This window comes from Bacillus sp. VT 712, from assembly GCF_001614195.1.
Classification (GTDB): Bacteria; Bacillota; Bacilli; order Bacillales; family Bacillaceae_H; genus Priestia; species Priestia flexa.
The window spans coordinates 1-11,673 of sequence record NZ_LWBK01000004.1 but is presented as its reverse complement, the minus strand read 5'-3'; the positions used below and the strand labels follow the sequence as shown (position 1 = coordinate 11,673).

General features: G+C 36.8%; 8 protein-coding genes. 3 read left to right on the top strand and 5 right to left on the bottom strand.

All coding sequences use genetic code 11. The annotated features are described in order from the left end of the window. Window positions 1–3 precede the first annotated feature (3 nt). The 3 genes from A2U94_RS02625 to A2U94_RS02615 form a co-directional block, all read right to left on the bottom strand. A complete protein-coding gene (locus A2U94_RS02625) occupies window positions 4–753 on the bottom strand; it encodes an exodeoxyribonuclease III (protein WP_025909561.1) in 750 nt (249 codons plus the stop codon). Between the two features lie 384 nt (window positions 754–1,137). Beyond that, window positions 1,138–4,782 (bottom strand): bifunctional 2',3'-cyclic-nucleotide 2'-phosphodiesterase/3'-nucleotidase, encoded by a 3,645-nt coding sequence (locus tag A2U94_RS02620; protein ID WP_025909560.1) that lies wholly within the window; start codon window positions 4,780–4,782, stop codon window positions 1,138–1,140. A gap of 488 nt (window positions 4,783–5,270) precedes the next feature. After that, complete coding sequence (locus A2U94_RS02615) at window positions 5,271–6,158, bottom strand: helix-turn-helix domain-containing protein (RefSeq protein ID WP_025909559.1); 888 nt, start codon at window positions 6,156–6,158, stop codon at window positions 5,271–5,273. A 238-nt stretch (window positions 6,159–6,396) separates the two neighbouring features. Here A2U94_RS02615 and A2U94_RS21755 point away from each other — a divergent pair, with 238 nt between their 5' ends. Further along, window positions 6,397–6,579 carry a hypothetical protein gene (locus A2U94_RS21755; protein ID WP_025909558.1) on the top strand — a complete coding sequence of 61 codons (183 nt, stop codon included), beginning with the start codon at window positions 6,397–6,399 and terminating at the stop codon, window positions 6,577–6,579. A 402-nt stretch (window positions 6,580–6,981) separates the two neighbouring features. Here A2U94_RS21755 and A2U94_RS02605 read toward each other — a convergent pair whose 3' ends face one another. Next, window positions 6,982–7,833 carry a YihY/virulence factor BrkB family protein gene (locus tag A2U94_RS02605; protein ID WP_025909557.1) on the bottom strand — a complete coding sequence of 284 codons (852 nt, stop codon included), beginning with the start codon at window positions 7,831–7,833 and terminating at the stop codon, window positions 6,982–6,984. Window positions 7,834–7,900: 67 nt separating this feature from the next. Further along, window positions 7,901–8,746, bottom strand: a complete 846-nt coding sequence (locus A2U94_RS02600; RefSeq protein WP_035320542.1) for a dimethylarginine dimethylaminohydrolase family protein — start codon at window positions 8,744–8,746, stop codon at window positions 7,901–7,903. A gap of 177 nt (window positions 8,747–8,923) precedes the next feature. Here A2U94_RS02600 and A2U94_RS02595 point away from each other — a divergent pair, with 177 nt between their 5' ends. Both A2U94_RS02595 and A2U94_RS02590 read left to right on the top strand, forming a co-directional pair. Then, complete coding sequence (locus tag A2U94_RS02595; RefSeq protein WP_025909555.1) at window positions 8,924–11,092, top strand: MMPL family transporter; 2,169 nt, start codon at window positions 8,924–8,926, stop codon at window positions 11,090–11,092. Window positions 11,093–11,220: 128 nt separating this feature from the next. Beyond that, window positions 11,221–11,673, top strand: a 453-nt coding sequence (locus tag A2U94_RS02590) for a transposase (RefSeq protein ID WP_197473391.1), incomplete at its 3' end; no start/stop codon positions are given.

The following is an 11,673-nucleotide window of genomic DNA, read 5'->3' as shown; positions in this document are numbered from 1 at the left end:
TCCTTAAATAAGTTCAATTGCAACGGGACAATGATCACTTCCCAAAATGTTTGAGTGAATATCCGCACGCTTTAATCGACTTTTCAGCTGCTCTGAAATTAAAAAATAATCAATGCGCCATCCAATGTTTCGCTCTCTCACCGTACTCATATACGACCACCATGTATACATACCTTCTTGGTTTGGGTGAAGATAACGAAACGCATCAACAAATCCTTCCGCTAACAGTTGCGTCATTTTTTCTCGTTCTTCTGTTGTAAAACCTGAATTTCCTTTGTTGCTCTTGGCATTTCGTAGGTCTAGTGGTGTGTGAGCAACATTTAAGTCACCGCAAAAAACAACCGGCTTCTGCTGGTTTAGCTCTATTAAATAGCTTCTGACTGCGTCTTCCCACTCCAGTCGATAAGCAAGTCGAGTTAAGTCTCTTTTCGCATTTGGCGTGTACATTGTGACTACAAACAGCTCTTCAAATTCAAGCGTAATGACTCTTCCCTCTAAATCTTCAAAATCACGTATGCCATACGTGACGCCTAAAGGCTTTTTCTTTGTAAAAATGGCCGTTCCAGAATACCCTTTTTTTTCAGCATAGTTCCAATATTGATGATATCCTTCTGTTACTAAATCTATTTGGCCTTCTTGAAGCTTTGTTTCTTGAATACAAAATAGATCTGCGTCCACTTCGTGAAAATAGTCCATAAAGCCTTTTTTCACACATGCTCGTAACCCGTTTACATTCCATGATACTAATTTCATTTTATCAGTTGTTCTCCTTTAACTTATTCATCAGTACCTATCATTATGGCATATTCACGAAACGTAGAGAACAGATTTGCCTATATAACAAAAGAGTTTGGGACATAACAAAATGATTGCTTCTAAAAGACGAACACTAGCTGTTCCCATCTCTTTGGTTTGTCTCAACACATTCGTTCCATTGCGCTACGGGATCTCCGTTTTCCCTCTCTTTCCCGCAGGAGTCGCGTGTCCTACACTCCATTCCACCTTGTTTCCAACATTGTTTTGTTTTCACAATCAACCAAAAAACCTGAACGATTAAAAGTTATGAACTCTCAATCGTTCAGGTATAGTAAGGACTGAACTACTTATGTCTCAGTCTCTTTTACATAAAACATGTTATTATTGAGCTTTCTTTAATTCCGTTGGCTGACTGTTCGCACCCACAACTGCTTGCTGAATGCGACCTTCTACCTTGTAATCAAATGGTTGCTGAAGCGTCTTTACATAAGCAATCGTAGCTTCTAAATCTTCAGGACCAACTTCCATATCTTTCGATAGTTCGCCGATTCCATATTTTGTATTGCCATACATATAGTTATTGACAACAACCGTATACTCTCTAGATGGATCTAAAGGCGTTCCATCAGGTAAAGTTAAATCAACGACTTTTAGCGTAGCTGGGTCCCATGTGTAATGGAAACCTGCAACGTGAAAATCAAGTCCAGAAGCTGCAATCTGGTTGTTTAATACCGTTTCAAGATCAGCTCCTGAAAGGGTCACTTTGTTTAAGACATTTCCAAACGGTTGAATGGAGAATAAATCACCAAACGTTACTTCACCCGCATCAAGCTGAGCACGTAAACCGCCACCGTTCATTAAAGCAAAGTCAGAATTCATTGCGTACTTCATTCCATCAGCTAAAAGATTTCCTAAAGCAACGTCTCCCACTTCACCATTTGTAGGGTATCTTTTAGGTAAAGTAGTAAGTGATTCACCCACTACTTCTGCTTTGATTGGAGCCGTTTTTTCTTCATACTTGTTTAAGATAGCGGAAACCGCAGGGTCTGGTGTATAGTCCTTTTGGTATACAGTCACAACTTCTGCTTGTTTCTTACTAATGTCCCCTGTTGCAGGGTCGATTTCAATGTCTACATCCGAAAACGCAGAGCCGTATGAATACGCTTGAACGATTAATTTATTGTCAACGACTTGATTGACTTTTGCATGGTTATGAGCAGCAAAAATTACGTCTACTTCGTCATCTACCTTTTCTGCAATATCAGCAGCATCAAAAGCATCTGTTCTTCCATTTTGTACAGAAGGGTTATGAGCTAGCACAACGATTGCTTTCACACCTTGGTCTTTGAGCTCTTTTGTATACTTGTTAATCGCCTCTGCTTCATCAGTAATTTTTAACGTTTCGTTTCCTTTTTGAACAATCATTGAAGGAGTTTCTTGCGTCACAACTCCGATAAAGCCAATCTTTTGGCCACCTACTTCTTTAACTGCATACGGATCGGTAATTAGTTTATTTGTTGACGTATCATATGCGTTAGCTGCCACAACAGGAAAATTCATACCATCGTATCCTGGATTGCCTTTTGGATGATCTCCACCTTTGATCATGCGGTGTAGCTCAGAAATCCCTTCATCAAACTCATGGTTACCAAGCGTACCTACATCAAAGCCCATCGCTTCCATTACTTCAACCGTTGGCTCATCTTGGAATAAAGCTGAAATAAGTGGGCTTCCACCAATCATATCTCCTGAATGAACTAAAAGCGTGTTTTCATTTTCTTTTTCACGCTGTTTCATTGCCGCTGCCGTGTACTCCATGCTACCAGCAAGAACACTTTGTCCATTTAGGGTTAATTTTGTATCCGTATCTAACTGACCGTGAAGATCGTTCATGCCTAATAGCTGAACCTTAACCGGATCTGTTGAAGTTCCACCGCTTAAGTTCAGTTTAAAGATTCCAAACCCTTGGTCATTTGTTTTATTTGTGTAAGAAATGTTGCTACCTTCTTTTACATAGCTTTCTCCTTTTGGAGATGATGTAAAGGTAACATTTGCTTCTCCTTTAATCGGTGCGATAGACCAATTGTTGTCAGCAGTTGGCGTAATTTCTTTTTGTTCTGTAATATAATCCATTAAGATTTGACGATTTTCATCCGCTGAATCTACCACTAGCTCGCTACCTTTAAGACCTGGGAAGTTTCCTCCTCCACTTGCACGGTAGTTGTTCGTTACAACGATAAACTCTTGGTTTAAATCGATTGGCTTGCCATCATAGGTTAAGTTCGTAACACGGCTTGAATTTGCGTTAATAACATTACCATTCCCATCGTATTTAGCTGGCTTTGTTACATCAATTTGATACTGAACCCCATCAATTACGTCGAAGTTGTATACAGGGAAGGAAGGATTTAAAAGTTCTTGCTCTTCCGATTTCCCTGGCGTAATTTGATTAAACTTTCCAGCTGACATTTCAATCCATTCTTTCACAACTGAACCTTTTACTTTGACTGCTTTCAACGTGTTGTCATACAAATACAAATCGCCCGCACTGCGAATAGTTAAGTCGCCTTTTTTAATCTCTGTAAATTCATTTACGCCATTTCGACCCGCTTTAAACGGAGCACCAACTGATAGAATTGGAAGGTCTTTGTATTCCGGCTTATTGTCCGCAATATATTTTTCTGCGTACCACTTTTGAGCATTTGTTACAACTTGAATAGATGGGTCATCTTGAACCAGCGCAAAGTAGCTGTGAATATCATCCGTTGTTTTACCGATTGGCGTATTTACGTAGTTCACTGTGTTCATATGATCTTTTTGAATCGCTTTTAAAATCTTTTTATCAGATTCCACCGTGCTTTGCGTTACTGTTTTTCCTGTTTGTGGATCTTTTACATCTTTATAAATCTCTCTTGTTGAAGACTGTGAGTTTATAACAGACCACTTGCCCTTTTTCTTTTCTAAAGACAGGTCAATTAAGCCGAGAGAACCTCCGCCGTACCCTGCTTGTACAGCTGGCACACCGTTAATTGTTCCTTTTGCATTATCTACGCCTGGAAGCGGCTTTTTATTTACGTCTAAGAATAGACCATCAAGCGCTGCTTCTGTTTTTGCCGGGAACACTTTATGCGTATGAGAGAACGTAATCGCATCGATGCCTTTTACTTCACTTAGGGCATAAATCGTATCTTCGGAGTTATCTTTGTTGCTGCTAAATCCAGAATGAGCAAGGGCAATGACAACATCCGCTCCCTTTTTCTTCATTTCTGGTACAAACTTGTTCGCTGTGTCTACAATATCTTTCGTAATGACTTTACCATCTAGCTTTGCTTTATCCCACTCATTAATTTGTGGAGGGACAAAGCCGATAAAACCTACTTTAATAACGTGCTTCTTTCCGTTCTCATCCACAACTTTTTTATTCACAATTTTGTAAGGAGTAAATTTATTTTTATCATTTTTAGGATTGTTATCGTGATCGTCAATATATACGTTGGCGTTAATATAAGGAAAGTCAGCGTCATTATAAGCTTCTTCCAAATAATCTAAGCCGTAGTTAAATTCATGATTTCCTAGAGTCGCAACATCATAGTCCATTTCGTTCATTGCTTTAAAGACAGGATGAACTTCACCTTTTTTAAGTGGTTTTACCGTCGCTTTATATGTACCTAACGGTGTCCCTTGAATTAAATCACCATTATCAACTAATAAACTGTTTTTCACTTCGCTGCGCGCTTGCTTAACAAGTGAAGCCGTCTTCACTAATCCTACTTTTTCATAAGGAGCATCTTTGTAATAATCATAGTTTAATAGATTCGTATGAATATCAGTTGTTTCCATTAAGCGCATTTTGACAATTGAATCTTTCTTTCCTGGACGCTTCTCTTTTTTTTCAGATAAATTCTGGTGGTTCTCATGAGTACTAGAAGCAGATACAGTTGTTGTTACAAGAGGCATTGATAATAACGATAACGCCAAAGAGGTTGATAATATTTTTTTCGCTTTGTTGTGTTTACCCTTTTTCATGTATCATTCACCTTTCAAGTAGATTAGTAGACTGTTCAAAAATAGTATAGCAGAAAAGATTTTAAATAAGTTGTAAATTTTTTGACTTGTTCGTAAATAATCTTTTACATGTCGTTAACATACCTACATTTTGGAAATAAAAGGGGAAATGATAGGTATTTTAAACCATTTTATTTTTCGGATTTTTTGTTAGAAAACCTATCCATATACCCTTAACTCTGTCATACTCTCTGACAAACTACAGAAAAATCTAAAATCCTACGAAAATATTAGCTTCTTCGACAAACCAAAAAATTTTATGGTCTATTGGGGTTTTATATTCCAAAAAGAATAAAAAAACTCTTAAATAACTATATTTAAAAAACAACAACTTAAAATCTATCTGGTTAGATTGCCTTCCATCAACTAGTTATTTTTACTTATTTTTCATTATGCAGATAAAAAAGAGAACCTAATGTTTTATTTTAGGTCCTCTTTTTCATTTATAGCTATTTAAAATCTGCTTGTAAAAGCTGTATTTCTTGCTCTACTAACGAAACAAATCGTTCGTTTTCTTCAATTTCAAATATGTGAATCGATTTTTGGAGACAGGATAGCCCTTCTTCACTTTTGCCAATTTTATATAAGGACTCACCTACCTGATAATGTAGCTCTCCCAATAAATATAGAGTTTCATGCTTTACACAGAGCTCTAGACCAAGTCTTCCGTACTTAATTGACTTTTCATAACGCTCCATCTCACACAGCGCTTTTGAAAGTCCATAGAGAATGCGAATTTTTACAAACGGATCTTTTAATTTAGGAAGAAGCGTAATATGTTGTAGAGCTTCCATATACGCACTAAATGCTTTTTTCAAATCTCCTTCTTCCTCATAAATGATGGCAATGCTGTTCAAGATTGCAATTTCTTTTTCAGAATAAAAATGTTCACTTGTGCGAGTAAACGAAATAGCTCGCTCTAATTTTTCTAGAGCTGTTGGAAAAGAGTGATGAATATAATAATCACAAATCGCTTCGTGCCATAAAAAGAACTGAGCATGAAACGGATCTTGAAACATCGGGTTTTCCTTTTCTTTGTTTACTACATGCAACACCATTTCATAATTTCTCTTGCGAATATAATAGCGAATGGTCTCTTTAATTTCTTTGGAATAGTCATTAGGAGTTAACTCTCCTACTTCAAAAAAATAATTCATAGATACGCCTAGACGCTTTGATATTTTATATAAAATGTCACCCTGAATTGCTTTTGCTCCTGTTTCATACAAATCAAGTTCTTCTTTGGAACATATCCCGTCAGAAAGTTCTTCTTGAGATAACTTGGCTATATTTCTTAGATTTTGAATAAGTTTTCCTACATGCTGTCTGTCGTTCAAGAAATCACCTTATTTATTATCAATAAAACCTGTTTAAACAACGTTCTATCATATTTTATAAGTCTATTGTACCATTTTATTCATTTTTGAATCAACAGAAACAAGAAAATAATTCCAAACAAAAAGCAATATTCATAGCTTTACACTGAGATTAAGCATGATATATACTCCTCGTTTAAAAACAAAAAATGAGGGTATTTTATTCATAAAACAACTGTTACTTAAGGAGTTGAAAATTTTGATTATTATTTACTTAAGCCTTGCACTTATAATTGTCTCTGCTTGCTTTTTCATTTATCGCGTAATTTCCTTTAAAAAAGAAATTACGCCAACTATGGATCAAATGACGACAGCAAATGAAACGATTCAACAGGGCATCTCTTCTATACAATACCAATCAAATCAGTTATCAGAAACTTAGGCTGTCATAATAAATGATATTGCTTATAAACAAGCAGCATTCTTATATACAATCGATACGTGTAAAAAAGTAGTTAAAAAGAGACTGAGACATAAGTAGTTCAGCCTCTACTATACCTGAACGATTGAGAGTTCATAACTTTTAATCGTTCAGGTTTTTTGGTTGATTGGGAAAAACTAGTTTGGAAACAGGGTGGAATGGAGCGTAGGACACTCGACTCCTGCGGGAAAGAGAGGGAAAACGGAGATCCCGCAGCGCAGCGAGGAAGCTCAGGTTCCTCCCCGCGGAAAGCGAGTGACCGTAGCGCAATGGAACGAACGTGTTCAGACAAACTAAAGAGATGGGAACAGCTAGTGTTCGTCTTTTAGAAGCCATCATTTTGTTATGTCCCAAACCCTTTTCCTAATTAACCGTTATTTCGTCATTTTTTGTAACAGGAGAAATCGTTCGATCTTGATGATATATAGCGTTAATCTCACCGCCAATTACCAGAATTAATCCCGTTAAGAATAACCATAGCATTAGCACAATGACGCCTCCTAAGCTTCCATAAGTAGCTGAATAGTTACCAAAATTACTGACATAAAATGAAAAGCCAAGAGACGTGAGCTGCCACAGAAGCGTTGCTGCCACAGCACCAGGCCATACGTGTGCAAAAGGAAACTTTTTATTCGGCGCTAATCGGTATAACATAGATAACACAGCAATCATAATTGTGATCGCTACAATCCATCTTAAAACGCTTAAAAATGTCCCAAAGCTAGTTGGCAGCCCCCAGCTTACTAAAGCTTTTAAAATAACACCGCCAAATACAGGTAAAATAAGTGCAATTACAAGTGTTAAAATCAATCCAATTGTTAGCAGTATCGATAAGCCACGCACTTTTATAAACGAGCGAGTTTCTTTTACATTATACGCTTCATTCATCGCTCGCATAAATGCGTTCATTCCATTTGATGCTGACCAAATTGTTCCTAAAATACCGATTGTTAATAAGCCACCATTTGGGTTATTAATAAACTGAACAACATTTTCTTTAAATATATCTGCTGTTTCAGCTGGCATAGCACTTTCTAACACCTTTATCGCATCGTTTGCATCAAGGGATAAATAAGGTATGATGGATAACAGTAAAATTAGCATCGGAAACAGCGAAAGCATGTAATAATACGCTTGTTCTGCCGCAAGCCCAGTTGCATTATCTTCTTTAATTTCAGTTATTAGTTTTTTTACAAAACCTACGATTCCTTTCATTGAATCCCCCATTCCTTCACTTACTCAACTCTTTAATTCCCGATTTTCCTCTTCTTTAATCCTTTTTCTATTCTTCTCTTTGAAGAGGTAGCGTACAACATCGAAACGATCCTCCTGATTTAATAATCTCAGAAATATCAATTTCAACCACTTCAAACCCTCTCATACGAAGGGTTTCATTTACTTGATTATTTACAGGTAAACTAATAAGCGTTTTATTCCCAATTGAAAATACGTTCGTCCCCAATGTAAACTGCTCTTTTTCGGTTACTTCAATTAAGTCAAATCGTTCTTTTAATAATGCTATTTCCCTTTTATCAAGAGCCTCGGGATAAATTAACGCTTCTGTTTTAGAAATAATATTGAAAACGCAATCCAAGTGCAAATAACCGTCTTTAATAGGAATGGGTATAACATTCATATGCGGAAGTTGTTCTTGGACCTGCTTAATAGCCTCCGTGGTCGTTCTCCCACTCACGCCAATGTAAATGTCTTTTCCATCGATAATTACATCGCCGCCTTCAATTGAGTCACCCTTTACTTGATAATAAGATAGGTTATGATTGTTCAACCATTCTGTCAAATAAGCTTCTTCACCTTCACGAATATCGCTTCCCATTTTGGAAACAAGAACCGCGTGGCCAAGTACATATCCAATGTCTCGTGTAAACACTTGTTCTGGAAACCTTTTGTCTGCTTTTAGCTCAATGACGTTAATTCCTTGTGTACGAAGGTACTCTACAAATGTTTTATGCTGCTTACTAGCTTTGGTTTCATCAATATTTTCTCCAGCATAATGCTTTTGTGTTTCATTAATTATTTCTTTAATTTCCATATATGTAGGAGGACAAACAATTACTTCTTTTAAAATGCCGTATTCCGTTTGACAAACGGAGGATTTTTCTAGATTCATCAAAACACCTACCCAAATAATTGTATAGTGTAGTGTTCCTTTTTTATGAAAAAAATAAACAAGTTTTTATTTCTTACAACCAGCAATTAATTTGCTACTAAAAGTGCCAAATAACTTCTATTTGTATCATTGTTTGTTATAAAATAGGCTAGTAGTTATATAGAAACGGAGGTTATTATGGAAAAGCTATCTACAATTTTATATCGATATCGTAAACTTTTTCTAGCTATGTGGCTTGTTTTGATTGTTACATTTGGTTATTTTGCTCTGAAACTCCCATCTGTTTTGGGAGGTAACGGCTTTGAGATGGAGGGTGAATTTAAACAAACCCAACAGCTTCTTGTTGATGAATTTGACGTCAGCGAATCTCAAGCGATTGTTTTGTTTGAAAAGAAAGATGACGTCTCATATGAAGAGCTTATTAAGAGCGCAAGCAATTACTTAGAGAAAATTAATACAAAGGACTATGTGTTAAAGATTGACGCTCCTTCTCTAGATAGTAGTACAATTGATGGCAACTTTGCGTATGGCATTATTCACTTCAACAAAGCAGCTGTCGATTTAGATAATGAAATTAATGAGCTTCAAGATATTCCAATTGAAAATGATGAAATTAGAGTGAAGCTAACAGGCGAACCTGTTATTGTTCAGGATATGAATACAGCTAGCCAAAAAGATTTAGCAAAAGCTGAAGCAATTGGAATCCCTGTAGCACTCATTGTTTTATTACTTGCTTTTGGTGGCGTTATTGCAGCTGGCATTCCTTTAATTATTGGTATCGTGACGGTTATTACAACAATGGGAATTGTCTATTTCTTTCATCATGTGACACCATTGTCAATCTTTATCTTAAATGTTGTACCGATGATTGGATTAGCTTTAAGTATTGATTTTGCCCTTCTATTTATTAATCGTTTTAAAGAAGAGCTCGTACATAACAGCGTAGAAAACGCTGTGAAAAAGACCATTCAAACTGCTGGGCGCTCGGTCATTTTCTCCGGACTTTGCGTATTTATTGGGCTTGCTGGAATGTTATTCATACAAGTAGACATTTTCCAAAACGTAGCGTTAGGAGGCATGGCGGTTGTATTTGTAGCTGTCTTATCAGCGGTTACATTACTGCCAGCTATTTTAGCAATGCTTGGCGAAAAAGTAAATCGCTTGCGTATCCTGCGCACAAATGATAAATCGGGTCAATCAAAATGGCGTTCTTTTGCTCATTTTGTAATGAAACGACCGGTCATTATGACACTCGTCTCCCTTGTTATTTTGTTAACAGCACTTCTTCCTATTAAAGATATGCAGCTGGAAATCCCATCTTCTGAAGCCCTGCCAGATAACTATGATTCAAAAAAGGCTTTAGAAGTTTACAATGAGCGTTTTACGGACGAAACAACCACCGATGTCTTCTTTGTGTTAAAAAGCAATGGTGATATGTTAGCACAAGGTTCTCTAAATGATGCCGTACCGTTTATTCATCAAATAGAAGATGATAATTTGGTCAGTAAGGTTGACTCTTTACCTACTGCATTAAAAGTAGATTCAGGGAAAGAACTTAGCCAACTATTGAACAACCAACAGTTAGAGACTCAAACTAAGCCAGCGGTTGAGTCATTTGTAAATAATGATTATATGCTTGTAAAAGTAACATTGGATACAAAACAAAGTTCCAACGAAGCAAAAGAATTTGTAAAGACGTGGGCTGCTAAAACACCAGGTGATCTTGAACTGTATGTAGGAGGATATCCAAAGTTTGAGCAAGAAATTTTTGATGAAATATATGAAAAAGCTCCTTACGGCTTATTGTTAGTTCTGGTATCTACTTATTTAATCCTTATGATTGCCTTTCGTTCTGTCTTAATTCCACTGAAAGCAATTATTATGAACATTTTAAGCTTAACAGCTACTTTCGGATTGCTTGTTTGGCTTTTCCAAGGGGGACATTTTGGCTTAACAGAGTCTAATATTGCCTTAGTCCTTCCCGTATTTGTGTTTGGACTAGTATTTGGATTAAGTATGGATTATGAGGTATTCTTAATTTCACGCATTCATGAAGTGTATGAACAAACAGGCGATAATAACTTAGCAACTGTTGAAGGGTTAGCTTCAACTAGTAAAATTATTACAAGTGCCGCTCTCATTATGATTGTGATTACAGGTGCATTTGCGTTTACTGGCATTACACCTGTCAAACAAATGGGCGTTGGTATCGCGCTTGCTATCTTTATTGATGCTACGGTTGTTCGGATGCTGCTTGTCCCTTCTCTTATGAAGTTATTAGGCAATGCAAACTGGTGGTTTTTTGGTAAAAAAACTACCAAAGCAAACACACAGCTAAATAAATAAAAAAATAACCCTGCAAATTGCAGGGTTATTTTCAGGCTGTTGAGAAACTTTGTTCTCAACAGCTTTTTTATGTCTGTCTTTTTTTATCAGTGGTAACACTGATAAAAAAAGACTGGAGTTGATGAAACATGATGGGTGCACTTAAAAATCATCGAGATGAACAAGTGACGGTTTCTGTAGAAGATTTAGTTCCTGCCAATCACTTTTTGCGTACAATTGAAGCGACAATTGATTTTAGCTTTATTGAAGAAAAGCTTCTTCCTTATTATTGTGAAGACAATGGACGTCCTTCCATTCATCCCATTACGCTATTCAAAATGATGTTTATTGGTTACTTTTATGGCGTTCGTTCCGAACGTCAACTTGCCAAAGAAATTCAAACGAATGTGGCGTATCGATGGTTCTTAGGCTTATCGTTAACGGATGCCGTTCCTCACCATTCGACGATTAGTTTTAATCGCCGAACACGCTTTTTAGATACGACGATTTTTGAAGACATTTTTGATGAAATTGTTCGCCAGGCGATAGAACATCGCATGGTTGGTGGACGTGCTTTAATGACAGACTCGACTCATATCAAA

Bases quoted from the DNA above. Each gene is read 5' to 3' on its own strand.
- A2U94_RS02625 (WP_025909561.1), bottom strand. From the start codon at position 753: ATGAAATTAGTATCATGGAATGTAAACGGGTTACGAGCATGTGTGAAA.
- A2U94_RS02595 (WP_025909555.1), top strand. From the start codon at position 8,924: ATGGAAAAGCTATCTACAATTTTATATCGATATCGTAAACTTTTTCTA.
- A2U94_RS02605 (WP_025909557.1), bottom strand. From the start codon at position 7,833: ATGAAAGGAATCGTAGGTTTTGTAAAAAAACTAATAACTGAAATTAAA.
- A2U94_RS02600 (WP_035320542.1), bottom strand. From the start codon at position 8,746: ATGAATCTAGAAAAATCCTCCGTTTGTCAAACGGAATACGGCATTTTA.
- A2U94_RS02620 (WP_025909560.1), bottom strand. From the start codon at position 4,782: ATGAAAAAGGGTAAACACAACAAAGCGAAAAAAATATTATCAACCTCT.